This window comes from Tsukamurella spumae, assembly GCF_012396015.1.
Lineage (GTDB): Bacteria > Actinomycetota > Actinomycetes > Mycobacteriales > Mycobacteriaceae > Tsukamurella > Tsukamurella spumae.
Genome location: NZ_JAAXOQ010000001.1, coordinates 277,692 through 304,131, shown reverse-complemented (window position 1 = coordinate 304,131; position 26,440 = coordinate 277,692). Strand labels below are relative to the sequence as shown.

Here is a 26,440-nt window from a genome sequence, read left to right as displayed (position 1 = left end):
ACCCCACCAACCGGGCACCCCCCAATCCGAATTCGAACACCACCTCGAAATCGCGATCCTCACCTTCACCCACACCCGCCGCGACGAACAACGCCGAAACACCCCACCACCCACACGATTCCCCGACATACAACCCCACCGCGGACCACCCGAACCCGAACACCCCGACGACGAGCCACCGCCGTTCTGAGCGCGTCAGGCAGTGGTGAATCGCGTCACGGCCTCCGCCGCCGTGACGCGCCCGGCCGTGGCCAGGTCGAGGTTGTCCAGTGACGCCTCGTGTACCGCGGGGTCGGCGGCGGCGACGCAGTCCTCGACGACGTGCACGATCAGTCCGAGGTCGGTGCCGTGCCGGGCCGTCTGCTCGACGGTGAGGTTGGTGGCGACCCCCGTGATGTAGATCGTGTCGATGCCGTGTTCCGCGAGCCATTCCGTGGCCGGCCCCGCCAGGCCGGACAGGCGCTGGTTGTCGTACACCGCGGTCGGCTGGTCGGCCATGACATCGATGATCCGGGCACCGTCGGCCTCGGGACGGAAGGCCTCCTGGGCCTCCCCGACGGCCCGCATGAAGCCGGTGTTGCGGACCAGCTCGCCCTCGTCCTCCGGAACCGTGAACCGCGTGAAGATCACCGGAATCCCCGCCGCGAGAGCGAGGTCGTGGAAGGCCGCGGCCCGATCCACGACGCCCGACTCCGCGACCGGACCGGACCGGCCAGCATGGGGCCGAAGAAGCCGTGGGGTTCGATCACGTTCACCTGCCAGTGCAGGGCCAGGACTCAGTACTCATACCCAGATCATGCCCGCCTCACCGCAGAGCGTGCAGGAAGTCAGCCCTCACGAATGGTCATGGAGGCGAGCTTGTCGCCCGCGACGACGAACGCGAACGAGCTGAGCCCGTTCGCGTGCGTGCTGCGCCAGTCCCCGATCACGGTCACGGTGTCGCCGTCGACGGTGACCGTCTGGGGCGTGAGAACGCCCTTCGCCCCGATGAACTCGTTCGCCGACCACCCCTGCATGGCGACGCGGTCGCCGAACACGCGGCCCCAGTCGTCGATGAAGCCGTCCGCGGTGAACGCGTCGAGGAACGCGGTCTCGTCCCCGGCGTTCACGACGTCGATGAACTCGGCGACCGGGCTGGGGATCTCGATGTCACTCATATCGCCATGGTAGGTGCGGGTCGCGGGCGCCGCCGCTCGAATTCCGGGTCGATCCACAAACCCCGCTTGTGGATCAGAGCTAAGCAAGGAGGTACGCGTACGCGGCCGCGGCGGTCGGCACCGTCGGGACGCCCTCGGGGCGGGAAGGGCGATCGACGACCAGTACCTCCAGCCCGAGTTCGCGGGCCGCGGCGAGCTTCGCGGACACCAGGTCGCCGCCACTGTTCTTGGTGACCAGGACATCGATGTCGTTCTCGCGCAGCAGGGCCCGCTCGGAATCGAGCGGGTACGGCCCGCGGTCGCGGAGGAGAACGCTCCGGTGCGGCAGGATCCCGGACGGGGCGTCGACCACGCGGATCAGGAACCAGTGCTCGTCGAGCGCCGCGAACTCGCCGACGTCCTGCCGACCGGTGGTCAGCAGCACCCGGGCCGGTGCCCGGCCGGCGAGCTCGGCGGCGGCGGCGGCCACCGTCGGGACGACGGTCCAGCGGTCTCCCGGCTCGCGCGACCACGGCGGTCGGACCAGGGCGAGCAGCGGCACCCCCGCCCGCGCGGCGGCCTCCGCGGCATTGCGGGAGATGGTCGCGGCGAACGGATGGGTCGCATCGACGAGCACGTCGTAGTCCTCGAGGAAGCTCGCGAGACCCGACGGACCGCCGTACCCCCCGATCCGGGTGTCCCCCACCGGCAGACGCGGATCCGCGACCCGACCGGCGAGCGAGCTGAGTACCTCGAACCGGTCGTCCTCGTGCAGGAGGCGGGCCAGTTCCCGGGCCTCGGCCGTGCCGCCGAGCAGCAGTACCCGGGTCAATGGCTCGCCCCGGGAACGCGCAGACGGCGCGCCGAGTACAGGTAACTCTCCTCGAAGTCGGCCGGCGCCAGCACCTTTCCGACGAAGATCACCGCGGTCTTCGTGATGCCCTCGTCGGCCAGCCGCCGCGGCAGGTCCGCGAGGGTGCACCGCACCAGCCGCTCATCGGGCCGGCTGGCGAAGGCCACCACGGCTACCGGGCAGTCGGCGCCGTAGTGCGGGGTCAACTCGTCGGCGATCGCCTGCGCCCGATGCGCGGCCAGGTGCAGGGCGAGCGTCACCCCGGATCGCGCGAGCGAACCGAGGTCCTCCCCCGGTGGCATGTCCGTCGAGAGCGTGGATACCCGGGTGACGAGCAACGACTGCCCCACGCCCGGCACCGTCAGCTCGCGGCCCAGGGCCGCCGCGGCGGCCGCGAACGCGGGGACGCCCGGCACGATCTCGTAGGGCACGCCCGCCTCGTCGAGCCGCCGGGCCTGCTCGGTGAACGCGGAGTAGAGCGAGATGTCGCCCGAGTGCAGTCGTGCCACGTCGAGCCCGGCCCGGTGCGCGCGGACCAGCTCCTCGACGATGTCCGCCAGCGGCATCCGCGCCGTGTCGACGAGCGTGGCGCCGGGCGGGCACCGGTCCAGCATCTCCTGCGGCACCAGCGATCCCGCGTACAGGCAGACCGTGCAGCGGGCCAGCAGATCCGCTCCGCGCAGGGTCAGCAGGTCCGGCGCGCCCGGTCCCGCACCGATGAAGTAGACGGTCACGAAGACTCCTTGACGTAGGCCCACTGCACGATCGGGCGACGCGGCTGCCACGCCGTGCCCTCGCCCAAGGGACGCAGGTCGGCGACGGTGTAACTCCGCAGTTCGCCGCCGTAGCGGCCGCGCAGCGCGGCGGCCAGCGCCTGTCCCTCGACGGTGACGGTGTTCGCCACGAGTCGTCCGCCCGGCGGCAGGACGTTCACGCACGCCGCGGCCAGGTTCTCGGTGAGGCCGCCCCCGACGAAGATCGCGTCCGGCAGCGGCAGGTCGGCGGTGAGATCCGCGGTGTCGCCGACGACCAGTTCGATCGGCACTCCGGCGCGGGCGGCGTTGCGCGCCACCCGCTCCGCGCGGTCGGCGCGCCGCTCCACGGCGACGACCGAACCGCCTCCGGCGAGCGCCCAGCTGATCCCGACCGATCCCGAGCCGGCGCCGAAGTCCCAGATCCACCCGGCCGACGGCCGCAGCGCCGCCACCGTCAGCGCCCGAACATCGGGCTTGGTGATCTGGCCGTCGTGCTCGAACTCGAGGTCCCCGTCGGAGATGCCCGGGGCACCAGGGTCGATCGCGACGACGTTCAGGTCGTCCACCCGCAACGACCGCCGGTAGGTGCGCACCTTCTCCTTCGGGCCGCCCAGTTGCTCGAGGACGGTGACCGTGGCGGCCAGACCGGCGTCGCCGAGCAGGTCTGCCAGTCGTGCAGGGGTGGATCCGGATTCGCTCAGCACGATCACGCGGCGGCCCGCGCGCACGGCCCGGACCACCGGGGCGGGGTCCCGCGCGACCGCGGACACCACGACCACCTCCTCGGCCGGCCATCCCAGACGTGCGCAGGCCAGGGCGAAGGACGACAGGTGGGGCAGCACCCGCAGTGCGAGGTCCGGGCGGCGCCGCGACAGGGTGGCGCCGATCCCGTAGAACATCGGGTCGCCGCTCGCGAGCACGTGCACCCCGTCCGGCAGGTCGTCGAGCGCCGGAAGCAGTGGCGACGGCCACGGCCGCCGGTCGGCGGCGAGTTCCTCGGGCAGGTACTCGAGGTGCCGCGGAGCTCCGTGGATCGTCGTGGCGCCCTGCAGCTCTCGGCGCGCACCGTCGGTCAGACCGGCCCAGCCGTCGGCGCCTATCCCGACCACCGTCACCGTCATCGGGGCATCCGCCGCCACAGGGCCTGCGGCACGAACCGCAGCCCCGCGTAGAGCGGGCGCAGCACGCCCGGAATCCACACCGCCCGACGGCCCCGGCGCAGGGCCCGCACCGTGGCGTCGGCGACCTGCGGGGCCGTGCGGCTGAAGGGCGCCGGCTGCACGCCGGACGCCATGAGGTCGCGGGTCATCGCCCCGACAATGAACCCCGGCCGCGCCAACAACACGCGGACGCCGGTGCCGTGCAACGAGTCCGTGAAGCCCTGGACGAAACCGTCCAGGCCGGCCTTCGTGCTGCCGTAGACGAAGTTCGCCTTGCGCACCCGCACGCCGGCCACCGACGAGAACGCGATGATCGCACCCCGTTCGCCCGCGCGGGGCTCCTGCGCCCGCAGCAGCTTCGCCAGCCCCAACAGGATCGATACCTGCGCGACGTAGTCGGTCTGCGCGATCTGCACCGCGTGCGACGGGTCCGCCTCCGCGCGGGCCTGGTCGCCGAGGATGCCGAAGGCCACCACCGCGACGCCGATCCGGCCGAACCGGTCGGCGACCTCGTCGAGGAAGGCCGCGTGCTCGTCCGTGCGGTCGGCGTCGAACCCGATCGGAAAGACGCCGGTCGCGCCCGCCTCCCGCAGTAGGGCGATCTGCTCGTCCAGGTACTCGGGGCGACGCGCGGCGAGGATCACGTCCCGACCCGGGGCGAGGCGCCGGGCGACCTCCGTGCCGACCTCGCTCCTACCGCCCAGGAGGAGCACCGCACCGTCGGGAATCCTGTCCGCAGTCACCGGACCAGACTACGGTGGGGCCGTGCCCGAACTGAACGCCGACGCCCTCGCCTTCGTCACCGAGCGGCACCTCGCCTCGCTCGTCACCCTCCGGGCCGACGGCACACCGCACAGCGTCGCCATCGCCTTCACCTACGACCCCGTCGCCGGGGTGGCCCGCGTGATCACCTCGGGCGACAGCCAGAAGGCCCGCAATGCGGAGCGGGGCGGGTACGCCGCGCTCACGCAGGTCGATGGTGCGCGGTGGCTCACCCTGGAGGGCCCGGCGCGGGTGTTGCGCGACGCGGATTCGGTCCGCAGCGCAGAAGCCCGCTACGCCGTGCGCTACCGGCCGCCCCGGGAGAACCCGAAGCGGGTCGTCATCGAGATCGAGGTCGCGCGGGTGTTGGGCTCGAGCGGCTTGCGCGGCTAACGCGCTGTGACTTCGCCGTCCATGTCCTCGAGCGTCTTGCCCTTGGTCTCGGGGACGAAGCGGTACACGAAGACCAGCGACAGGACGGCGAACAGCGCGTACAGGCCGTAGGCCAGCGAGAGATTGCCCTCCATCTTGGGGAAGGTGACGGTGATCGCCCAGTTCGCGGCCCACTGCGCAGCGGCGGCGAGCGAGAGCGCCGCGCCGCGGATGCGGTTGGGGAACATCTCGCCGAGCAGCACCCACACCACCGGTCCCCAGCTGACGCCGAAGAAGATGACGAACAGGTTCGCGGCGATGAGTGCGATGACGCCGACGGCGCCCGTGAGCGAGGGCTTGCCGTCGGCCCCGATGACCGCGGTGCTGAAGCAGAGCGCCATGGTCGCCAGCGAGACCGCCATGCCGATCGAACCGACGAGCAGGAGCGGCCGACGACCGACCCGGTCGACGAGCATGATCGCCACGATCGTCACGATCACGTTGACGACCGACGTGAAGACGCTGATCTGGTTGGACTGTGACTCCTCGAAGCCGACCGCCTGCCACAGCATGTTCGAGTAGTAGAAGATCACGTTGATCCCCACCGCCTGCTGGAAGATCGACAGCAGGAGGCCGACCCACACGATCGGGTAGATGCCACCGCCCGGCTTCACCAGGTCCCGCCAGGAGTGCTTCTGTTCGCCGCTGAGGCTCTCCTCGATACGGGTGACCGTGAGGTCGAGGTTCTTCTCGCCGAGCAGCATCGTGAGCACGGTGCGGGCCTCGGGGATGCGGTGCCGGGAGACCAGGTAGCGCGGCGACTCGGGGATCATCGTGGACGCGACGCCGTAGACGACCGCCGGGATCGCCATCACCAGGAACATCCAGCGCCAGGCCTCCATGCCGAGCCACAGGTCCTCGGACGCGCCGCCCGCGAGCGAGGCCAGCAGCCAATCCACCAGCAGCGACAGGAAGATGCCGACCACGATCGCCATCTGCTGCAGCGAGCCGAGCCGGCCGCGGATCCGGGCGGGTGAGACCTCCGCGATGTACGCGGGCGCGATGACCGACGCCACGCCGACACCGATGCCGCCGATCACGCGGAAGGTGATCAGCATCCAGGTGTGGGTGGCGAACGCGCAGCCCAGGGCGCTGATGAAGAACAGCACCGCGGCGATCTGCATGACGCGCAGGCGCCCGATCCGATCCGCGATGCGTCCGGCCGTCATGGCGCCGGCGGCGGCGCCCAACAGCGCCGAGGCCACGGCGAAGCCGAGCGCATAGCCGTGGATCCCGAACCGCTGCTCGATCGCCTTCGTCGCCCCGTTGATCACCGCGCTGTCGTAGCCGAACAGCAGTCCCCCCATCGCGGCCACGATCGCGATCTGGACGACGCGGCTGCTGTTACCGTCGCCCTCCTCGTAGATCGAAGGGCCGTCGGACGTGGTGCCGCCGCCGTGCGTCATGCAACCTCCCGGTGTGCTGCTAGAGAATCGTGAGGCCGTGGGAACGGGTGTTGACCGGCTCGCAACCTTCCTCGGTGACGATGACGATATCCTCGATCCGCGCTCCCCACCGGCCTCTGAAGTAGATTCCCGGCTCGATCGAGAAGGCCATGCCGGGTTCCACCGGAATGTCGTTTCCTGCAACGATGTACGGCTCCTCGTGCACCGACAGTCCGATGCCGTGTCCCGTGCGGTGCAGGAAGAACTCGCCCAGGCCCGCCGCGGTCAGCAGGTCGCGCCCGGCCGCGTCGATCGCCTCGGCGGTGACACCCGGCCGTACCGCATCGACGGACGCCCGCTGTGCTCGTTCGAGGACGGCGTACTGCTCGACGATCTCCGGGGCGGGCTCGCCCAGGGCGTAGGTACGGGTGCAGTCCGAGTTGTAACCCGAGGCCAGCGGGCCGCCGATGTCGACCACCACGACATCGCCCGCCTCGATCACGCGGTCGGACACCTCGTGATGCGGGTCGGCGCCGTGCGGGCCGGAGCCGACGATGACGAACGCGGCCTCGGTATGGCCCTCCTCGACGATCGCGGCGGCGATGTCGTCTGCGACCTCGCGCTCGGTGCGGCCGACGCGGAGGATCTCCGGGACTCGGGCGTGCACCCGGTCGATCGCGGCGCCGGCGGCGCGCAGCTCGTCCAGTTCCGCGGCGTCCTTGACCATCCGGAGCCGCCGCAGGACGTCCGTGGCCAGCCGCACACCCAGGCCGCGGTCCAGCAGCGGCACGAGGTGCAGCGCGGGCACGGCGTCGGCGACCGCCACCACGCGGGAGAGCTCTGGGCGCCGGGCCAGGAGCTCCAGGACGAGGGCGTACGGGTCGTCACCGTCGACCCAATCGAGGACGGCGAGCTCGACACCGTCCGCGCCGAGGCCCGGCACGGCGGAATCGTTGAGGATGGCGAGCTCGAGGCGCGGGACCACCAGTCCGAAGGCGGAATCCGTGACGACCAGCGCGGTCAGGCGCTCGAAGGACTCGCTGACGATGCCGGTCAGGTAGGCCAGATCGGGGCCCGGGGTGATGACGAGCGGGGTCCCCGCTGCGGTCGCGAGCTGCTGGGCCTTGCGGAGACGGGTCGCGTACACCTGTGCCGGGAACGTGTGGGGGTTGCTCATGGTCCGATTGTGACACGATGATTCCCGTGACGAACGATGCGCGCCCGCTCATGCTGCTCGACTCTGCCGGGCTCTGGTTCCGGGCCTACTACGCCATCCCGGACAAGGTGAGGTCCGCCGACGGGCGGTCCGTGAACGCCCTGCGCGGATTCCTCGACATGACCTCGCAGCTCATCGCCACGCACCGCCCGGGGCGGCTCGTCGCGTGCCTGGATCTCGACTGGCGCCCGGCGTTCCGGGTGGAGCTGCTGCCGACGTACAAGACCCACCGGGTGGCCGAGGACGGGGACGGCAGCGCCGAGGAGGTGCCGGACACCCTGTCCCCGCAGGTCGACATGATTCTCGAGGTGCTCGAGGCCGTCGGGATCGCGACCGGCGGCGCCGTCGGCCTCGAGGCGGACGACGTGCTCGGTACCCTCGCCGCCCGGGAGCAGGCCGACCCGGTGATCGTGGTCTCCGGGGACCGAGACCTGTTGCAGGTGGCCGACGATGCCGCCCCCGGCGTGCGGTGCCTCTACATCGGCCGGGGCATCGCGAAGGCCGAGATGTTCGGGCAGGCGGAGGTGGCGGAGAAGTACGGTGTGCCACTGGACCGGGCTGGCGAGGCCTACGCGGAGCTGGCGCTGCTGCGCGGCGACCCGTCCGACGGCCTACCCGGCGTCCCCGGCATCGGCGAGAAGACCGCCTCGAAGTTGTTGCTGCAGTACGGTTCCCTCGCGGCGATCCGCGAGGCCGCCGCGTCCTCCCCGTCACCGCTGGCGGCGCGGGCCGCAGCGTCGATCAATGCCTCCGCGGACTACCTCGACGCCGCCTGGGACGTGGTGTGGGTGCAGCGCGATGCGGACGTCGCGCTCTCGGGATCGGACGAGATGCCCCGGAAAGCACGCGATCCGCAGCGCCTGGCCGAGTTGGCCGAGGAGCTGCGGATCGGAGCGCAGGTGGAACGCCTGCTCGCGGCGCTCGCGGACTGAGATCAGCTGGGAGCGCCGACCTGGTACTTGCCGTCGCTGTCCTTGACGGTGACCTTGACCGTCTTCTGCTTGCCGCCGATGGTGGCGGTGCAGTCGAAGGTCTCGCCGTCCTTGACCGTGACGCCGTCGGTCTTGCACGAGACATCGGTGGTGTCGGACTCGTTGTAGTTCTCCTTGAGGACCTTCGTCACGCCTTCGTTGACCTTGGCGTTGTCGAAGCTCTTCCCGAAGAACGCGCCGGTGAGCCAACCGATGAGCAGCACGAGGGCCACGATCACGATGATCGCCGCGGCGGCGATGCCGACGATCAGGCCGGTCTTCGACTTCTTGGGGCCGCCGGGCAGGGGCTGACCCGGCTGGCCGAACTGCTGCCCGAACTGCTGGCCGGCGAACTGCGCCGGCTGGCCGAACTGGTCCTGGCCGTACTGCGGCTGCTGCGGGTTGGGCTGCTGGTATCCCCCGAACTGCTGGCCCTGCTGCGGCTGCTGCTGACCCGGCCACTGGCCCTGGTACTGCGGCGAGATCTGCGTCTGATCACCCGTCGGCGCGGCGTAGGGCTGCTGCGGGCCGCCGTACTGCGGCGAGATCTGCGTCTGGTCCTGCTGGGGCTGGCCGGGCTGCTGCCAGCCCTGCTGCGCCCACTGATTCGGATCCTGCGGGTTGCTCATCGTCCAACTCCTCCCCTGTCGCAGGCCGGGGGCCGACGACGAACGCCTATGGGCCCAAGATACCTGATCGTCAACCCGATTCCGCGACCACGCCACGCCGCACGGCGGCGATCGCCGCCGTTGCGACCGTGGCCAACCCAGGCCTGGTTTCGAACGAGGTCTGCTTGATCTGATCGAGCAGATCGATGACCTGCCTGCACCAGCGGACGAAATCGCCCGCCGGAAGCGGCCGTCCACGCTCGCCGGCGGCCAACAGGACCGCGGCGAGGGTTCCGCCGGCGGCCCACTGGTGCATCGGCGCAACGAAGCCGATGTCCGGTTCGCGGCTGGGCTCCAACCGGTGCGCGGCCTCGGCGGCGACGATGTCGGTCCACCGATCGGCGATGTCGCGGAGCGCGGACCGGACCGCGCCCGGCACCTTCTCGCCGGTCAGGAGCATGCCGCCGCGCTCGCCGCGGGACTCGAAGACCAACGCGGACACGACGGCGGCGAGCCCGGCCGGGTCGATCCCGTCGAACACCCCGTCCTCGATGCACTCGCACACCAGCAGATCGGACTCGCTGTACACCCGTGCCAGACGGTGACCGGCCTCCGTGAGCTCCGCCGCACCGTCGACCTGGGCGACGTACCCGCGCTCGGACAGCAACGCCACGATCCGCTCGAAGGTGACGGCCAGCGACGAGGTGGTGGCGCGCACCGTCGACGCCGACGCGGTGACCTCCCGCTCGAGCCGGGCGTACCGCTCGGCGAGCCGGTCCAACTCCGGCGCGCGCTGCCCCGTGTGCGCCGGGTGCGCCCGCATCCGGGCCCGCAGGTCGGCGAGCTGGGTGTCCGACGCGGCCGGACGGTGCGCCTTCGCCTGCTGCCGGGGCGCCGAGATGGTGCTGTTGCGCAGGGTCGACGCGAGATCGCGCTTCCCGCGTCCCGACCGGTAATCGGCGTTCTTCGGGACCCGCAGGGTGCCGAGTACCTGGATCTCACCGACGAAGTCCGCCGCGCCGACGCGTCCCGACCAGCTGCTCTCGGTGACCACGACGGGCTTCGGGTCGCGCCGGTCGCCGGAAGGCTCCACCACGAGGGCCAGGCCCCGTCGGCGGCCGCCCGTGACGGCGATGACATCGCCCCGCCGGAGTTCCGCGAGCGCCGTGGCGGCCCCGTCGCGGCGGTCGGCGAGGTCCGCGCGGCGCAGCGAGCGCTCCCGCGCCCGGACGGCCTCGCGCAGCCGGACGTACTCGAGGTAGTCGGCGCCATCCGCCGCCTCGGTGATCTGCGCGCCGAGGGCGAGCAGTTCCTTCTCGCCGCGCTCGACCCGCTTGGCCAGTCCCACGACGGAACGGTCGGCCTGGAACTGCGCGAAGCTGGCCTCGAGCAGCCGCTCGGCGCCCTCGCGACCCAACCGGTCGAGCAGGTTGATGGACATGTTGTAGCCCGGCGAGAACGAGCTCACCAGCGGGAAGGTGCGCGCACCCGCGAGGCCCGCGACCTCCTGCGGCCGCACACCGGTCTGCCACAGCACCACGGCGTGGCCCTCGATGTCGATGCCGCGGCGGCCCGCACGACCGGTGAGCTGCGTGTATTCGCCGGGCGTGAGCTCGACGTGCGACTCACCGTTGTACTTGACCAGCCGTTCGAGGACGACGGTGCGCGCGGGCATGTTGATGCCCAGCGCGAGCGTCTCCGTCGCGAACACGGCCCGCACGAGGCCCTTGACGAACAGCTCCTCCACCGCGTGCCGGAACGCCGGGAGCATCCCCGCGTGGTGCGCCGCGAAACCGCGCAGCAGCGCCGCCCGCCATTCCTCGTAGCCCAGCAGGTCCAGGTCGGCGGGCGAGAACTCGGCGACGTGCTTGTCGACGATGCGGCCGATCTCGTCCGCCTGCCCGGCGGTGGTGAGCACGACCGGGGACCGCAGGCACTGGGTCAGCGCCTGCTCGCAGCCGGAGCGCGAGAACACGAAGGTGATCGCCGGGAGCAGGCCCTCGGCGTCCAGCAGCGCGATCACGTCGGGCCGCGGTATGGGACGGCGGACCTGCTGGCCACGGCCCTGCCTGTTCCCGGAGCCCGTCCGACGACCGGTGCGGCTGTTGATCCCCGGCTCGAAGCTCCGGTCCAGCGCCTCGCGCTGCTTGACGTAGCGGACCAGGTCCGCGTCCAGCACGAGGTTCTTCTGTCCGGATTCCTGAGCGGTGCGCAAGGCCTTGGTGTCGAACAGGTCGAACAGCTTGCGGCCGACCAGCATGTGCTGCCACAGCGGGACGGGCCGGTGCTCGTCGACGATCACCTCGGTACTGCCCCTGACCTCGGTGATCCACGCGCCGAACTCCTCGGCGTTGGACACCGTCGCCGATAGGCTGACCAGGCGCACGTCCTGCGGGAGGTGCAGGATCACCTCCTCCCACACCGCACCGCGGAAGCGATCCGCCAGGTAGTGCACCTCGTCCATCACCACATGGCTGAGCCCGTCGAGGGTGGTGGAGTTCGCGTAGAGCATGTTCCGCAGCACCTCGGTGGTCATGACGACCACGGGCGCGGACGAGTTGATCGACGTGTCGCCGGTCAGTAGGCCCACGTTGTGCGCGCCGTAGCGGGCGGTGAGCTCGGCGTGCTTCTGGTTCGACAACGCCTTGATCGGCGTGGTGTAGAAGCACTTCGTGCCGCCGGCCAGGGCCAGGTGCACGGCGAACTCGCCGACGATCGTCTTACCCGCACCGGTCGGGGCGCACACCAGGACGCCGCGGCCCGCCTCCAGCGCCGTGCAGCCCCGGACCTGGAACGGGTCGAGGGTGAACGCGAGATCTGCGGTGAACTTCTCCAGCTCAGAGGACGTCATCGAACCCCGAACGCGGGATCGACGTGCGCGTCACCTTCTCCGGCCGCCCGATCGGGGTCGTGTTCCCGACGGTGCCCGACGACGGCCCGGCACTCGCCCCGATCGGTGCCGGGGCCGACGGTGACGGCGATGCCGTCTCGTCGTCCAGCTCACCGTCGAAGACATCGGAGCCGACCGCGCGCTTCGCCTTGAGCCGATCGTGGAAGCGCGCGAACTGGATGGAGATCTCGAGCAGCACGGCCAGTGCCATCCCGAGGGCGAGCATCGTCAACGGATCACCCGATGGGGTGATCACCGCCGAGAAGATGAACATCGACATGAGCAGGCCGCGCCGCCACTTCTTCAGCTTCTGGTAGCTCAGGACGCCCACCAGGTTCAGCGCCACGATGAACAACGGCAGTTCGAAGCTGACACCGAAGATCGCCATCACGCTGATCACGAAGTTGAAGTACTCCGAGCCCTGCAGCGCCGTCACCTGGGTCTCGTTGCCCACGGTGAGGAAGAACCGGAATGCGCTCGCGATCATGAAGTAGCCGAGCACCGCGCCCGAGACGAACAGCACGCCGCCGACCGCGACGAACGATGCGGTGTACCGCTTCTCGTTGCGGTGCAGAGCGGGGACGATGAACGCCCAGATCTGATACAGCCACACCGGGCACGCCAGCAGCACTCCGGTGGCGAAGGCGACCTTGACCCGAAGGTTGAACTGGTCGAAGACGCCCGTGGCGAGGAGTCGACACTCGTCGCCCCGGGTGATCGCCGCGCGCGAGGTGTCCGGCAGCTCGCAGTACGGGCCGGTCAGCAGCGTGCCGGTGGACGGCAGGCCGAAGGGACCGTGGCTGTACCAGTAGAAGCCGATGAACGCCGCGGCGACGATCGCGAACAGCGACCACAGCAGCCGGGTGCGCAGCTCGTAGAGGTGCTCCACGATCGACATGGTGCCGTCGGGATTGACGACAGCACGACGACGTCGTGGATCGAACGGGATCTTCAACGCGGGCTAGGCCGACTTGTGCTCGCCCTGGGGATCGACGGTCTGCACATCGATCGGCTGGTCGGTCACCTGGGCCTGCGGCTTCTCCGTGGCGGCCTTCGCGGCGCCCTCGGTCTTCATCTCGTCCATCTCGCTCTTGAAGATGCGCATCGAACGCCCGAGGCCGCGCGCGGCGTCCGGAAGCTTCTTCCCGCCGAACAGGACGAGCAGGACCACCGCGATGATGATCCACGGCCAGATTGAATGGGTCAGCCCCATGGTTCCACTCCCTCGATCACGACGAACTCCACTCCCCAGACTACCGGACCCGCGCCCCGCCGTTCCTGTGCGAATGCTGCGGGTGACGTGTCCTGTTCATGAATAGTTGGCGAGGCCCGCGGCGGCGCGGCGCGCGACGGCCGTGGCCAGCGACTCGGGGCCGCGCACCGTCAGCTCCCCGCCGAAGCTGAGCACGAACCGCACCATCCAGTCCTCCGTCGCGTACTGCATCGTCGCCAGGACCGGACCGCCGGCGTCGTCGCTGCGCACGGTGAACGGGTGGTACTCCAACGCCCAGGCCGCGCCGGGGCCGACCTCGACGGTGGCCGTGGTCAACTCGTCGGCGGCGGCACCATCGAACAGCCCGGCCGCGGGCTCGACGTGCTGCGGCACCGAGGCGGGTTCGTCGAGCTCGTGCACCTCGTCGATCCGGTCGAGGCGGAACATCCGGAGGCCCTCGCTGGTGCGGCACCAGGCCTGCAGGTAGCTGTGGCCGCCGAAGGTGTCGAGCGCGATGGGGTCGACATCGCGCTCGGTGGTGCTGTCGCGGGTGGCCGAGTAGTAGCGCAGGTGCAGCGCGCGACCATCGCGCAGGGCCCCGCGCACGGTCGCGGCCACGCCCGCCACCGGGCCGTCCGGCTGCGCGCCGTCGATCGAGGCGACGGTGTCCCGGCCCGCGCCCGCGACCGCCGCCTCGAGCTTGGCGATGGCGCGCAGGACCGCCGCCGGATCGGCGACACCGGGCGAATCCGCCAGCCCGCGCAAGGCGAGCAGCAGCGAGGCCGCCTCGGGGCCGGTCAGCTTGAGCGGGCGGTCGATCTTGGCGCTGAAGCCGATGTCGACACCGGACTCGTCGTAGTCGATCTCGATGAGATCGCCCGGGAACATGCCGGGCAGCCCGCACATCGTGAGCCCGGTCAGGTCCTTGCGCAGCTGGGCGACGGTGACGCCCAGGTCGGCGGCGGCGCGCTCCAGGTCCGCGTCCGGGTGGGTGCGGAAGTACGGGATCACGTTGAGCCAGCGGGCCAGGCGCTGCATCTGTTTCGTCGGCTGCTTCGACGGTGTGCTCATCGGGCCACCGCCAATGCCGTGAGCCGGTCCACCACGGCGTCGCGCAGCTCCTGCGGCTCGAAGACCACCGCGTCGGGGCCGAGCCCGGACACCTCTCGGGCGAGCGCGTCGACCGAGCGCATCTCGACGGTGATCTCGGTGCCGGACCGGCCGCGGAAGTCACCGTCGACCTGGGTGGCCGCGAGCCGACGGAGCCCGTCGCCCCGCCCCCGCGCGACCCAGAGCCGGGCGGTGCCGACCGGGTCGCGCTCGGCGACGGTGGCCACCACGTGCGCGTGCAGGTCGAAGCCGTCCGGCGGCCGGATGGTGGCTGCGGCCCCGGTGACGGAGCCGCCCCGGACCCGGCTGAGCTTGAACGTGCGCACCGCGTCGCGCGCCACATCGTGCCCGACCGCGTAGGCGCTGCCCCGGAACGTGACCACGCCCCACGGGTGCAGCGTGCGGTCGACATAGGGCTGCGCGGGATTGGCGCGGTGTTCGAAGGTGACCTGGCGCCGCCGGTCGATGCCCTCGAGCATCGCCAGCAACGCGCCCTCGGCACCCCGGTCGGGGGCGATGCCCGGGCCCACGCCCGCGCCGGGCCCGCTGACGTCCATGCCGCCGGCGCGCAGCTTCTGCACTGCCGACTGTGCCGCCGAGGACAGCTCCGGCGACTGCCAGACGGCCGCGGCGACGGCCACGGCAGTGGCCTCCTCGGGATCGAGATCGATGTCGCCGAGGGCGTACTCGTCGAACGCGATCCGGTAGCCGATGGCGGAATTGATCCGGGACACCGGTGCCACCTCGATGGGCACGCCGAGTTCCCGCAGGTCCGCCTTGTCTCGCTCGAACATCCGCTCGAAGGCCTCGTCGTCGGCGTCCGGGTCGTACCCGAAGACGTTCGCCCGGATGTAGTCCCGATCGAGCGGGCGTTGCGTGTACAGAAGGCATATCACCAGGTTGGTGAGACGCTCGATCCGCGAAGTTGCCACCTGTCGATCTTACGTTCTATGCGCGCGCTCGGCTCACATCGACGCGATGAGTCGCTCGACCCGCTCGTCGACGCTGCGGAACGGGTCCTTGCACAGCACCGTGCGCTGCGCCTGGTCGTTGAGCTTGAGGTGCACCCAGTCGACGGTGAAGTCGCGGCCGGCGGCCTGGGCCGCGGTGATGAACTCTCCGCGCAGCTTGGCGCGCGTGGTCTGCGGCGGGGTCTTGACGGCGGCGTCGATCGCCTCGTCCGTGGTCACCCGGGCGGCCATACCGCGGCGCTGCAGCACGTCGAACACGCCGCGGCCCCGCTTGATGTCGTGGTAGGCGAGGTCGAGCTGCGCGATCTTGGGATCCGACAGCTCCATCGAGTACTTGTCCAGGTAGCGCTGGAACAGCTTGCGCTTGATCACCCAGTCGATCTCGGTGTCCACGCCGGAGAAGTCCTGCGACTCCACCGCGTCCAGCGTGCGGCCCCACAGGTCCACGACCTGCGCGAGCTGCTCGTCGGGCTCGCGCGTGGCGAGGTACTCGACAGTCTTCGCGTAGTACTCGCGCTGGATGTCGAGCGCGCCCGCCTGCCGCCCACCGGCGAGACGCACCTCGTGCCGGCCGGTGGTGTCGTGGCTGACCTCGCGGATCGCGCGGATCGGGTTGTCCAGCGAGAAATCGCGGAACTGCACGCCCGCCTCGATCATCTCCAGCACGAGGTGCGCCGTGCCCACCTTGAGCATCGTGGTCGTCTCGGACATGTTCGAGTCGCCGACGATCACGTGTAGGCGGCGGTACTTCTCGGCGTCGGCGTGCGGCTCGTCGCGGGTGTTGATGATCGGCCGGCTGCGGGTGGTGGCGCTGGAGACGCCCTCCCAGATGTGCTCGGCCCGCTGGCTCAGGCAGTAGGTCGCGTTCTTCGGCGTGAGCAGCACCTTGCCGGCGCCGCAGATCAGCTGCCGCGTCACCAGGAAGGGCAGCAGCACGTCCGAGATGCGGGAGAACTCACCCACGCGGCTCACCAGGAAGTTCTCGTGGCAACCGTAGGAGTTGCCCGCCGAATCGGTGTTGTTCTTGAACAGGTAGATGTCGCCGCCGATGCCCTCGTCCTGCAGCCGCTGCTCCGCGTCCACCAGCAGGTCCTCCAGGACCCGCTCCCCCGCCTTGTCGTGCGTGACCAGCTGCAGCACGGAGTCGCACTCGGCGGTCGCGTACTCGGGGTGACTGCCCACGTCGAGGTAGAGGCGCGAGCCGTTCTGGAGGAAGACGTTCGAGCTGCGGCCCCAGGAGACGACGCGCCGGAACAGGTACCGGGCGATCTCGTCGGGGCTCAGGCGACGGTGTCCGTGAAAGGTACACGTGACACCGAACTCGGTCTCGATTCCCATGATTCGGCGCTGCACGGTTCGAACATACCCCGCGCGGGGCCGGCTCAGCCGAGCAGCTCCGCGACCCGCTCATCGGACAGACGTTTGAACGCCCGACGGGGCCGGGTGTGGTCGAGGACCGCGACCTCGAGCTCGCCGGCGCCGTAGACCTTCTGCTCCGCGGGGGCCGACGAGGACGAGCCGTTCGACGGTGCCGGGGCGCCGAGCGCCTGCACCGCGAGCGCGAAGGCGCCGCCCAGGTCGAGACCGTCCTGATAGCCCTCGGTGAGGACCGGCGTGATCGACTCCGTCTGGCCGCCCATGACCACGAACTGCTTCTCGTCGCCCACGGAACCGTCGTAGCCCACCCGGTAGAGCCGGGACGCCGCGACCTCGGGCGTGCCGACCTCGGCGACGCACAGCTCCACCTCGTAGGGCTTGGCCTGCTCGGTGAAGACCGTGCCCAGCGTGGAGGCATAGGCGTTGGTCAGCGACCAGCCCGTCACGTCGCGACGGGAGTACTGGTAACCGCGGGTGTCGGCGAACTGGATGCCCGCCCGGCGCAGCGACTCGAACTCGTTGTACTTGCCGACGGCGGCGAAGCCGATGCGGTCGTAGATCTCACTGATCTTGTTGAGCGAGCTCGGATTGTCGGCCACGAACAGCACGCCGTCGGTGTACTTGAGCACGACGACGCTCCGGCCGCGGGCGATGCCCTTGCGGGCCAGCTCCGAGCGATCCCGCATGATCTGCTCGGCGGACGCGTAGTACGGGAAGGTCATGCCTGCGCCCCTCTCGCCGCGATCACGCGGTCCGTCGCGGCGGCCACGTCCTCCTCGGCGACCTCGACGGCACCGTCGGACGTGATGACGACGGCCGTCGGGTACAACTTGCGCAGCACGTCCGGCCCGCCGGTGGCGGTGTCGTCGTCGGCGGCGTCGAACAGGGCCTCCGCGGCCACGTCGAGCGCACCGTCGGCGTCGAGGCCGGGCCGGAAACGCTTCTTGATCGACGATTTCGCCCAGGCCGAGCCCGAGCCGATGGAGTGGTAGCCCACCTCGTCGTGCCAGTCGCCCGTCACGTCGTAGGAGACGATCCGGCCCCGCGCCTGCGCCTCGTCGAAACCGACGAGCAGCGGCACGGCCACGAGGCCCTGGAGGGCCGCGCCGAAGTTGCTGCGCACCATGCCCGCGAGCCGATTCGCCTTGCCCTCGAAGGTCAGCGGCACGCCCTCGATCTTCTCGTAGTGCTCGAGCTCCACCGTGAACAGCTTGACGATCTGCTTCGCGATGCCCGCGGTGCCGGCGATGCCGACCGCGGTCAGCTCGTCGGTGACGAAGGTCTTGACGATGTCGCGCTGCGCGATGAGGTTGCCCATCGTGGCGCGACGATCACCCGCGAGCAGCACGCCGCCGTCGAAGGCGACCGCCACGATCGTGGTGCCGTGCGGCACGTCGGCGGCGCCCTCGGAGGCGCGGAAGACCAAGGCCTCCGGGGCCACCTCGGCCAGATGCTCGACGAAGGAGGATCGCGCGCCGCTCAGCGGCGTCACTGGCCGCCCTTCTGGACGTACGCGCGCACGAAGTCCTCGGCGTTCTCCTCGAGCACGTCGTCGATCTCGTCGAGGAGATCGTCGGTCTCGTCGGTCAGCTTCTCGATGCGCTCCTGGCCGGCTCCCGACGGTGCACCCGCGAGGTCCTCGTCGTCTCCGCCGCCGCCACGCTTGACCTGCTCCTGCGCCATCTCGCTGCCTCCTTAGCGACCATCCCGAGCCGCATGGCCCGATGATCCAACCCTACCGGCCTACACTGCTCCCGTGGATCCGTACACGCCGCCCGGCATGCCCGAACCGGTGCTCGTCAGCATCGGCGACATTCATTGCACCCGCACCCAGGTCATCACACCGTCGGGAACCTTCCCGATCACGGGCGCGCAGTGGACCGTGACCGACCACAGCGTGCACACCCGCACGACGCCCACGTGGGCGATCGTCCTCGCGATCGTCGGCGCGTTCGTGGTCTGCCTGTTCTCGCTGTTCTTCCTGCTCGCGAAGGAGGACCAGACGCAGGGCTTCGTGCAGGTCAGCGTGTTCGGACCGGAGGGTCGTTCGTTCACCACCAGCGTCCCGGTGTACTCGCCCTTCGCCGTGCAGGACGTGTTCGGGCGCGTCAACTACGCCCGGAACCTCAGCATCGGCATGTAGCCCGACGGTCCGCCGTCGGTCACCGTTCTGGTGCGTCCCCGTCGTAGAACACCGACTGGATCTCGTCGTCCATCTGTTCTCGGCGCGGGCGCAACATCTTTCGAAGCATTCTGCGAGCGCACGAGCCGAATCCGTCGCAGAACGCTTTGAAAGATGTTCAGGACACCGGGCGGAGGCGGACGACCGGGATCGGGCGGGTGGTCTTGCGCTGGTACGCGGCGTAGCGGCCGCCGTTGTTGCGGTCCGCGAGGTCCCAGAGACGCTGGTAGTCGGCGTCACCGGGCCTCAGCGCCTCGACGGTGGCCGGGAACCGCTCCGTCCCGACCTGCACGTCGACGGTGCCGGCGGCGACCATGTTGTGGAACCACGCCGGATTGCGCGGAGCGCCACCCTTGGACGCGACGACGACGTAGTCGGCCCCGTCGGCGACGTAGGTCAGGACGGTCGTGCGCGGCTCCCCCGACCTCGCACCGACGGTGCGGACGATGAGGCTGGGAACGCCGAAGAGCAGCTTGTGGCCGATCCGTCCGCCGGATCGCACGTACAGCTCGCCGTGCGCCTTGAGCACCTCCGGGAAGGCCCTCGCGTAGAGCTTCCCCACCTCGCGACCGATGTCCATGCGCCTACCCTCGCAGGGAATCGACGAGCTCGCGGGCCGAGGAGGCACCGTCGAGCAGCGCGCCGACGTGCTCCTTGGTGCCCCGCAGCGGCTCCAGGGTGGGGACGCGGACCAGTGACTCCGCGCCGATGTCGAAGATCACCGAGTCCCAGCTGGCGGCGGCGATCTCAGTACCGAAGCGGCGCATGCACTCGCCGCGGAAGTACGCGCGGGTGGACTCGGGCGGCGTCGTCACGGCGTCCATCACTTGCTGCTCGGTGACCAGGCGCTTCATCGAACCGCGTGCGACGAGCCGGTTGTAGAGCCCCTTGTCGAGCCGCACGTCGGAGTACTGCAGGTCGACCAGTTGCAGCTTGGACGCGCCCCAGGACAGCCCCTCGCGCTGCCGGATGCCCTCGAGCAGACGCAGCTTGGCGGGCCAGTCCAGCTCGTCGGAGAGCCGCAGCGGATCATCGGCGAGGGTGTCGAGCACCCGGACCCAGGTGGCGTGCACGTCGAGGGCCCGGGCATCGTCGGAGCCCTCGAGGAAAGCGCCGACCCGGTCCGCGTAGGCGCGCTGGATGTCGAGCGCCGTCATGCGGCGGCCGTCGGCGAGCTCGAGAACCCCCGTCAACGACAGGTCCCGGGAGACCTGATGCACCGCCGTCACGGGCGCCGCGAGCTGCAGGTCCGACAGGTCGACGCCGGCCTCGATCAGGTCCAGGACCAGCGACGACGTGCCGACCTTGAGGTACGTGGAGGTCTCGGCCAGGTTCGCGTCGCCGATGATGACGTGCAACCTGCGGTACTTGTCCGGGTCGGCGTGCGGCTCGTCGCGGGTGTTGATGATGCCGCGCTTGAGCGTGGTCTCGAGGCCGACCTCGACCTCGATGTAGTCGGCGCGCTGTGAGAGCTGGAACCCCGCCTCATCGCCGCTGGCGCCGAGGCCGACGCGGCCGCTGCCGCAGAACACCTGCCGCGTCACGAAGAAGGGCGTCAGGCCCGTCACGATCGCGGCGAAGGGCGTGTCCCTTCGGCACAGATAGTTCTCGTGCGTGCCGTACGACGCGCCCTTGCCGTCGATGTTGTTCTTGTACAACTGCAGGGCCGGGGCACCGGGCACCGTCGACGCGAAGCGCGCTGCGGCGTCCATGACGCGCTCCCCCGCCTTGTCCCAGATCACCGCGTCGAGCGGGTCGGTGACCTCGGGCGCCGAGTACTCGGGATGCGCGTGGTCGACGTACAGCCGCGCGCCATTGGTGAGGATCATGTTCGCGGCGCCGATCTCGTCGGCGTCGATGATCGGCGCCGGCCCGCCGCGCCCGAGGTCGAAGCCGCGGGCATCGCGCAGCGGCGACTCGAGGTCGTAGTCCCAGCGGGTGCGCTTGGCGCGCGGGACGGCCGCGGCCGCCGCGTACGCGAGCACCGCCTGCGTCGAGGTGAGGATCGGGTTCGCCGTGGGGTCCTTCGGCGCGGATATCCCGTATTCCACCTCGGTACCGATGATGCGCTGCATGCGCCCCAGCCTATCGGTGTCGATCGGGCCGGGTCAGGCCGCCTGCCGCGCGATCCGGAACCGCGTGACCGTCCAGAGCACGACCGCCATGAGCGCGAGCACTCCGATCGCGATGCCCCACTGCGTCGGCGTGGAGTCCCAGAGCGGATCGATGCTCGATCGGGTCGTCACGAGCCGCCCCGAGACGGGGTCGGTCGCGGTCACCGAGGTCACCTTCTGCAGGTCGATCGTCGACGCGGACGCCGCGAAGCCCCACCGCGAGGGGAACAGCCACGACACCTGCTCGAGGCCCGGCCGACCGTGCAGCCCGAACAGGCCGCCGCTCATCACGAGCTGGGAGATGACGACGACCACGAGGAGCGGCATCACCTGCTCGGCGGACTTGGCGATCGCCGAGATCAACAGGCCCACCAGGGTCGACACGCACGCCAGGACCGCGATGTCGATGATCAGCTCGACGGGGACGTTCGCGAGGATCGCACCCTGGTCCGGCGTGGCGGTGCCGATCAGCATGATGCCGACCATGATCGCGGCCTGCAGGGTGGCGGCGGCGAAGAAGACCACGGTCTTCGCCGACAGGTACGCCCCCGGCCGCAGACCGACCGCGCGTTCGCGCTGGAAGATCGCGCGCTCGCCGACCAGATCGCGCGCCGTCAGCGCGGCACCCATGAAGCAGGCGCCGATCACCAACAGCACCAGAATCATCTTCGGCGCCGCGACCTCCTTGTCGACGACCCCCGCGAGCCCCTTCTCGGCGGGCACCAGCAGCGTGACCGCCCCGAGCACGATCGGCATGAGGACGAGGAAGATCAGGTAGGCACGGTCGGCCAGGATCAGTCGCAGCTGCCGCCGCGCGACCACCGACAGCTGCTTGCGCGTCGAGGTCCGCGGCGCCTTCGTCGGGCTCGGCGGGGCGCCGGTCGGGGCCGGCGGCGGCGGGGCGGGATTCGCCGAGCGGTACCGCTGCCACGCGACATCGGGCTGCTTGGCTGCGAAGTCGAAGATCTCCGCCCAGTCACTCGTGCCCATCGCGGCCTTGACCCCCTTCGGCGAGCCGCAGTACGCGGTCTTGCCGCCGGGCGCCAGCAGGAGCACCTGGTCGCACATGTCGATGTGCGTGAGCGAGTGGGTCACGACGATGACCACGCGGCCCGCGTCGGCCAGGCGGCGCAGGGTCTGCATGACCTGGCGGTCCAGCGCCGGGTCCAGCCCGGAGGTCGGCTCGTCCAGGATGAGCAGCGACGGACCGGTGAGCAGCTCCATCGCGACGGACGCGCGCTTGCGCTGGCCGCCGGAGAGCTTGTCCACCCGCGTCTGCTTGTGCTCGGTGAGCTGCAGCTCGGCGAGCACGCCGTCGATCACCTGGTCGCGGTCGGCCTTCGACATGTCGGGGGGCAGCCGCAGCTCGGCGGCGAAGCGCAGCGCCTGCTGCAGGGTCAGCTGGCGGTGCAGCACATCGTCCTGCGGCACCATCCCGATGCGGGAGCGGAGCGCGTCGAAGTCGCGGTGCACGTCCCGGCCCTCGAACTCCACCCGGCCCGCGGTGGGGGTGACGGCGCCGGAGACGACCCGCGACACCGTCGACTTGCCCGCGCCCGAGGGACCGATCACGGCCGTCAGCGTGCCGGGGGCGGCGCGGAAGTCGATCCCGTGCAGCAGCGTCTTGTTGCCGTCGACGGTGAGCGTGATGCCCTGGACCGCGAGGCCGGCGCCTGCGAACTGTTGCGCCTTGGGACGCTCGAGGCGGCCCTGCTCGACGATGAGGTCCGAGTTGCCGACGGTGACCAGATCGCCGTCGCGCAGAGCGGTCGGGCCGCCGATGCGGCGGCCGTTGACCTGGGTGCCGTTGGCCGAGCCCAGGTCCTCGATGACCAGGCCCTGCGGGCCCGTCAGCAGTCGGGCGTGGCGGCGCGAGACCAGCATGTCGCCGATCGCGATGTCGTTGTCGGGGGTGCGGCCGATGGTCATCTGGCCCGGGCCCGCCGCCGAACCGACGGGGCGCTGCGGCATCTTCGCGACCTGGTACAGGCCGGTGTTCCCCGCCATCGCGCGCAGGTGCGGCGCGACCTCGCCGCCCGGCCCCTGCAGCAGGGTCGCCTCGGCGCGCTGCGCCGGGATCGGGGCCGACGGTGCCTGCTGTCGCGGCAGCTGCATCGGTCGTGACGGCGGAGCGGGGTTCTGCCCCGCGGGGGGCACGGGGATGCGCGCCGACGGCGGCGCGCTCGGCCCCGGCGGCGGAGTCGGTGTGCGCGGCACGGGATTCGACGGTGCGCGCTGCGCGGTGGGGATGTGCTGCACGGGCTGCTGGGACGAGGGCGGCGGCGGAGTCCGCGCCGGCGGCGGGGGCGGCGTGTTCGAGCGGGGTGCCGACGAGAAGACGACCTGAGCACCGGTGCGGGGATCGCCGAACATCAGCTGCTGGGTGCCGTTCAACGCGATGGTGGGTCGCCGGACGCCGCCGACGAACACGCCGTTGGTGCTGCGGTCGGTGAGGATCCACCCCGTCGGACCCGCGGTCGCGACGGCGTGCGTCCGCGAGACCAACGGGTGGTTGATCGTGACGTCCGACTCGAGCGTGCGCCCGAAGGTCACCGTCTTACCCGGGACGAAGGTCAGCGTCTGACCGTCCACCGTGACGGTGAGAACTGAAGTTTCCGTACTCATCACGCAGCATTCTATGCAGACACGACTTGCCCTGGGCTTGTGCGGCGCTTGTGCGCCGCCGCCCACCGACCTACAGGTACTGCCCGGTGTTGTTCTCCGTGTCGATCGCCCGGGACGCACTGGAGTTCTTGCCCGTCACCAGCGTGCGGATGTAGACGATCCGCTCGCCCTTCTTGCCCGAGATCCGCGCCCAATCGTCCGGGTTCGTGGTGTTGGGCAGGTCCTCGTTCTCGGCGAACTCGTCGACGATGGACTCGAGCAGATGGGTGATCCGCAGACCGGGTTGCCCCGTGTCGAGGAAGCCCTTGATCGCGTGCTTCTTCGCCCGGTCCACCACGTTCTGGATCATCGCGCCCGAGTTGAAGTCCTTGAAGTACATGACCTCCTTGTCGCCGTTGGCGTAGGTCACCTCCAGGAACCGGTTGTCGTCCGTCTCGGCGTACATCCGCTCGACGACCCGCTCGATCATCGCCTGCACGCACGCCTCGCGATCGCCGCCGAACTCGGCCAGATCCTCCTCGTGGATCGGCAGCGCCGCGGTCAGGTACTTCGAGAAGATGTCGATCGCGCCCTCGGCATCGGGCCGCTCGATCTTGATCTTCACGTCGAGGCGGCCGGGACGCAGAATCGCGGGGTCGATCATGTCCTCGCGGTTCGACGCGCCGATCACGATGACATTCTCCAGGCCCTCGACCCCGTCGATCTCGCTGAGCAACTGCGGGACCACGGTGGTCTCCACGTCCGAGCTCACGCCCGACCCGCGGGTGCGGAAGATCGAGTCCATCTCGTCGAAGAAGACGATCACCGGCGTGCCCTCGGAGGCCTTCTCCCGCGCGCGCTGGAAGATCAGGCGGATGTGCCGTTCCGTCTCACCCACGAACTTGTTGAGCAGCTCGGGGCCCTTGATGTTGAGGAAGTAGGACTTCACCTCGCGCGAGTCCTCGCCCCGCACCTCGGCGATCTTCTTCGCCAGCGAGTTGGCCACGGCCTTGGCGATCAGCGTCTTGCCGTTACCGGGCGGACCGTACAGCAGGACGCCCTTCGGCGGCCGCAGCGAGTAGTCCTTGAACAGGTCCTTGTGCAGGAAGGGCAGCTCGACCGCGTCGCGGATCAGCTCGATCTGCCGGCCCAGGCCGCCGATGTCGGAGTAGTCGACGTCCGGCACCTCCTCGAGCACCAGGTCCTCGACCTCGGCCTTGGGGATCCGCTCGAAGGCGTACCCCGCCTTGGTGTCGACCAGCAACGAGTCGCCCACGCGCAGCTTGCGCCGCGGCAGCCCGAACTCGTCGAGACCCGGATCCTCGGAGGCCTGCAGCGCGAGCGGCGCGGCCAGGCGCACGACGCGCTCCTCGTCCGCGTGGCCGACGACCAGGGCACGGGCACCGTCGTCCAGGATCTCGCGGAGGGTGGAGATCTCGCCCACCGTCTCGTACTCGCCCGCCTCGACCACGGTGAGTGCCTCGTTGAGGCGCACCGTCTGGCCCGTGCGGAAGGACGCGACGTCCAGGTTCGGGGAGCAGGTGAGCCGCATCTTGCGCCCGGACGTGAACACGTCCACCGTGTCGTCCTCGTAGGTGCCCAGCAGCACCCCGTAGCCCGACGGCGGCTGTCCGAGCCGCTCGACCTCCTCGCGGAGGGTGAGCAGCTGGTTGCGGGCGTCCCGCAGCGTCTCGAGCAGCTTCGCGTTGCGGGTGGTGAGCGCGTCGACGCGCTCGTGCAGCACCGCCGCGGAGGTGGCCTGCGAGGTACCCGGCGTGGTGCTCGACGGGCGGGTCGGATCCGGCTCGGTCACTTCAGCTCCCTTTCAGTGGGGCTTTCCACGCTACCCCTTGTTCGATCGTCGCTGGGGACGAGGCGCGACGGTGCCGTCGGCCAGCCGCCGGCAGGTGATCAGGAAAGCCGTGTGCCCCTGCATGCGGTGCGACGGCCGGACCGCGAGGCCGACGACGTGCCACTCCCGCACGAGGGCCTCCCACGACCGGGGCTCGGTCCAGATCGCCTGCTCCCGCATCGCCTCGACCACCTTGGACAATTGCGTGGTGGTGGCCACGTAGACGGTGAGCACGCCGCCCGGGACCAGCGCCTTCCCGACGGCGTCGAGCACGTCCCACGGGGCCAGCATGTCGAGCACGACGCGATCCACCTGCGGGCCGTCGTACTCGGCGAGGTCGCCGAGCTGCAGGTGCCAGTTCTCGGGCCGCCCGCCGAAGAACTCCTCGACGTTCTTGGCGGCGTACTCGGCGTGATCCTCGCGGACCTCCCAGCTGGTCACCGAACCCTCGTGGCCGACGGCGCGCAGCAGCGAGCAGGTGAGCGCGCCGGAGCCGGCCCCGGCCTCGAGCACCCGCGCGCCGGGGAAGACGTCGCCCTCGGCGACGATCTGCGCCGCGTCCTTGGGGTAGATCACCTGCGCGCCGCGCGGCATGGAGAGCACGTAGTCGGTGAGCAGCGGCCGCAGCGCGAGGTAGGGCGTGCCGTTGACGGCCTTGACCACGCTGCCCTCGGGCGCCCCGATCAGTTCGTCGTGCCGGATCCCGCCCTTGTGGGTGTGGAACTCCTTGCCCGCCTCCAAGTGGACGGTGAACTTCCGGCCCTTCGCGTCCGTCAGCTGCACTCGATCGCCCACCACGAAGGGGCCTACGTTCGCCATGGTCGAGAATTGTCCCAGCTACCCCGGTCG

Annotated in this window: 26 protein-coding genes; 3 read left to right on the top strand and 23 right to left on the bottom strand. The window is 70.5% G+C overall.

Annotated elements, in window-relative coordinates:
• Positions 1-195: 195 nt before the first annotated feature.
• The 6 genes from HF999_RS01435 to HF999_RS01410 form a co-directional block, all read right to left on the bottom strand.
• Positions 196-681, bottom strand: coding sequence for a cysteine hydrolase family protein (locus tag HF999_RS01435; RefSeq protein ID WP_312853975.1), 486 nt, complete (start codon positions 679-681; stop codon positions 196-198).
• A 146-nt stretch (positions 682-827) separates the two neighbouring features.
• Positions 828-1,157, bottom strand: a complete 330-nt coding sequence (locus HF999_RS01430) for a nuclear transport factor 2 family protein (RefSeq protein ID WP_168544143.1) — start codon at positions 1,155-1,157, stop codon at positions 828-830.
• Between the two features lie 79 nt (positions 1,158-1,236).
• The gene (locus HF999_RS01425; protein ID WP_168544142.1) at positions 1,237-1,968 is read right to left on the bottom strand and encodes a cobalt-precorrin-6A reductase; all 732 of its coding nucleotides are present in this window, start codon (positions 1,966-1,968) and stop codon (positions 1,237-1,239) included.
• Positions 1,965-2,723 (bottom strand): precorrin-4 C(11)-methyltransferase, encoded by a 759-nt coding sequence (gene cobM, locus HF999_RS01420; protein WP_168544141.1) that lies wholly within the window; start codon positions 2,721-2,723, stop codon positions 1,965-1,967. Before cobM ends, HF999_RS01425 begins: the two co-directional genes overlap by 4 nt.
• Positions 2,720-3,865, bottom strand: coding sequence for a precorrin-6y C5,15-methyltransferase (decarboxylating) subunit CbiE (gene cbiE, locus HF999_RS01415; protein ID WP_168544140.1), 1,146 nt, complete (start codon positions 3,863-3,865; stop codon positions 2,720-2,722). The genes cobM and cbiE overlap by 4 nt, the downstream gene beginning before the upstream one ends.
• Positions 3,862-4,647 carry an SDR family NAD(P)-dependent oxidoreductase gene (locus HF999_RS01410; protein WP_168544139.1) on the bottom strand — a complete coding sequence of 262 codons (786 nt, stop codon included), beginning with the start codon at positions 4,645-4,647 and terminating at the stop codon, positions 3,862-3,864. Before HF999_RS01410 ends, cbiE begins: the two co-directional genes overlap by 4 nt.
• Positions 4,648-4,669: 22 nt before the next feature.
• Here HF999_RS01410 and HF999_RS01405 point away from each other — a divergent pair, with 22 nt between their 5' ends.
• Positions 4,670-5,059 (top strand): PPOX class F420-dependent oxidoreductase, encoded by a 390-nt coding sequence (locus tag HF999_RS01405; RefSeq protein ID WP_312853974.1) that lies wholly within the window; start codon positions 4,670-4,672, stop codon positions 5,057-5,059.
• Here HF999_RS01405 and HF999_RS01400 read toward each other — a convergent pair.
• Together HF999_RS01400 and HF999_RS01395 are read right to left on the bottom strand one after the other, a co-directional pair.
• The gene (locus tag HF999_RS01400; protein WP_168544138.1) at positions 5,056-6,504 is read right to left on the bottom strand and encodes a sugar porter family MFS transporter; all 1,449 of its coding nucleotides are present in this window, start codon (positions 6,502-6,504) and stop codon (positions 5,056-5,058) included. The genes HF999_RS01405 and HF999_RS01400 overlap by 4 nt on opposite strands.
• A gap of 19 nt (positions 6,505-6,523) precedes the next feature.
• The gene (locus tag HF999_RS01395) at positions 6,524-7,660 is read right to left on the bottom strand and encodes a M24 family metallopeptidase (RefSeq protein ID WP_168544137.1); all 1,137 of its coding nucleotides are present in this window, start codon (positions 7,658-7,660) and stop codon (positions 6,524-6,526) included.
• A 17-nt stretch (positions 7,661-7,677) separates the two neighbouring features.
• Here HF999_RS01395 and HF999_RS01390 point away from each other — a divergent pair, with 17 nt between their 5' ends.
• Entirely contained in the window at positions 7,678-8,631 is a 954-nt protein-coding gene (locus HF999_RS01390) for a 5'-3' exonuclease (protein ID WP_168544136.1), read from the top strand.
• Positions 8,632-8,633: 2 nt separating this feature from the next.
• On the opposite strand, the gene HF999_RS01385 is transcribed toward HF999_RS01390, so the two are convergent.
• The 10 genes from HF999_RS01385 to HF999_RS01340 all read right to left on the bottom strand — a co-directional run bounded on the left by HF999_RS01385 (position 8,634) and on the right by HF999_RS01340 (position 18,522).
• Positions 8,634-9,299 (bottom strand): DUF4333 domain-containing protein, encoded by a 666-nt coding sequence (locus HF999_RS01385; protein ID WP_168544135.1) that lies wholly within the window; start codon positions 9,297-9,299, stop codon positions 8,634-8,636.
• Positions 9,300-9,369: 70 nt separating this feature from the next.
• Positions 9,370-12,129, bottom strand: coding sequence for a DEAD/DEAH box helicase (locus HF999_RS01380; RefSeq protein WP_168544134.1), 2,760 nt, complete (start codon positions 12,127-12,129; stop codon positions 9,370-9,372).
• A complete protein-coding gene (gene tatC, locus HF999_RS01375) occupies positions 12,116-13,123 on the bottom strand; it encodes a twin-arginine translocase subunit TatC (protein WP_168544133.1) in 1,008 nt (335 codons plus the stop codon). The genes HF999_RS01380 and tatC overlap by 14 nt, the downstream gene beginning before the upstream one ends.
• Positions 13,124-13,129: 6 nt before the next feature.
• Positions 13,130-13,381, bottom strand: a complete 252-nt coding sequence (gene tatA / locus HF999_RS01370) for a Sec-independent protein translocase subunit TatA (RefSeq protein ID WP_068569616.1) — start codon at positions 13,379-13,381, stop codon at positions 13,130-13,132.
• 96 nt (positions 13,382-13,477) lie between these two features.
• A complete protein-coding gene (locus HF999_RS01365) occupies positions 13,478-14,452 on the bottom strand; it encodes a helix-turn-helix transcriptional regulator (protein WP_246207017.1) in 975 nt (324 codons plus the stop codon).
• The gene (locus HF999_RS01360) at positions 14,449-15,423 is read right to left on the bottom strand and encodes a helix-turn-helix transcriptional regulator (RefSeq protein ID WP_168544132.1); all 975 of its coding nucleotides are present in this window, start codon (positions 15,421-15,423) and stop codon (positions 14,449-14,451) included. The genes HF999_RS01365 and HF999_RS01360 overlap by 4 nt, the downstream gene beginning before the upstream one ends.
• Before the next feature lie 33 nt (positions 15,424-15,456).
• A complete protein-coding gene (gene pafA, locus HF999_RS01355) occupies positions 15,457-16,815 on the bottom strand; it encodes a Pup--protein ligase (RefSeq protein ID WP_312853973.1) in 1,359 nt (452 codons plus the stop codon).
• Between the two features lie 29 nt (positions 16,816-16,844).
• Positions 16,845-17,561 carry a proteasome subunit alpha gene (prcA, locus tag HF999_RS01350; protein WP_168544131.1) on the bottom strand — a complete coding sequence of 239 codons (717 nt, stop codon included), beginning with the start codon at positions 17,559-17,561 and terminating at the stop codon, positions 16,845-16,847.
• Positions 17,558-18,331: a proteasome subunit beta gene (gene prcB, locus HF999_RS01345; protein WP_168544130.1), complete on the bottom strand. Its 774-nt coding sequence runs from the start codon at positions 18,329-18,331 to the stop codon at positions 17,558-17,560. The genes prcA and prcB overlap by 4 nt, the downstream gene beginning before the upstream one ends.
• Positions 18,328-18,522, bottom strand: a complete 195-nt coding sequence (locus HF999_RS01340) for a ubiquitin-like protein Pup (RefSeq protein ID WP_068569600.1) — start codon at positions 18,520-18,522, stop codon at positions 18,328-18,330. Before HF999_RS01340 ends, prcB begins: the two co-directional genes overlap by 4 nt.
• 73 nt (positions 18,523-18,595) lie before the next feature.
• Here HF999_RS01340 and HF999_RS01335 point away from each other — a divergent pair, with 73 nt between their 5' ends.
• Positions 18,596-18,982, top strand: coding sequence for a hypothetical protein (locus HF999_RS01335; RefSeq protein ID WP_168544129.1), 387 nt, complete (start codon positions 18,596-18,598; stop codon positions 18,980-18,982).
• 157 nt (positions 18,983-19,139) lie between these two features.
• Here the strand turns inward: HF999_RS01335 and HF999_RS01330 are convergent, their stop codons facing one another.
• From HF999_RS01330 to HF999_RS01310, 5 genes are all read right to left on the bottom strand, one after another.
• Positions 19,140-19,601 (bottom strand): nitroreductase/quinone reductase family protein, encoded by a 462-nt coding sequence (locus HF999_RS01330; RefSeq protein ID WP_168544128.1) that lies wholly within the window; start codon positions 19,599-19,601, stop codon positions 19,140-19,142.
• Between the two features lie 4 nt (positions 19,602-19,605).
• Positions 19,606-21,096: a depupylase/deamidase Dop gene (dop, locus tag HF999_RS01325; RefSeq protein ID WP_168544127.1), complete on the bottom strand. Its 1,491-nt coding sequence runs from the start codon at positions 21,094-21,096 to the stop codon at positions 19,606-19,608.
• 33 nt (positions 21,097-21,129) lie between these two features.
• Positions 21,130-23,760: an ATP-binding cassette domain-containing protein gene (locus HF999_RS01320; protein ID WP_210733317.1), complete on the bottom strand. Its 2,631-nt coding sequence runs from the start codon at positions 23,758-23,760 to the stop codon at positions 21,130-21,132.
• A 70-nt stretch (positions 23,761-23,830) separates the two neighbouring features.
• A complete protein-coding gene (gene arc / locus HF999_RS01315) occupies positions 23,831-25,552 on the bottom strand; it encodes a proteasome ATPase (protein ID WP_168544125.1) in 1,722 nt (573 codons plus the stop codon).
• A gap of 30 nt (positions 25,553-25,582) precedes the next feature.
• A complete protein-coding gene (locus HF999_RS01310) occupies positions 25,583-26,410 on the bottom strand; it encodes a tRNA (adenine-N1)-methyltransferase (protein WP_168544124.1) in 828 nt (275 codons plus the stop codon).
• Positions 26,411-26,440 lie beyond the last annotated feature (30 nt).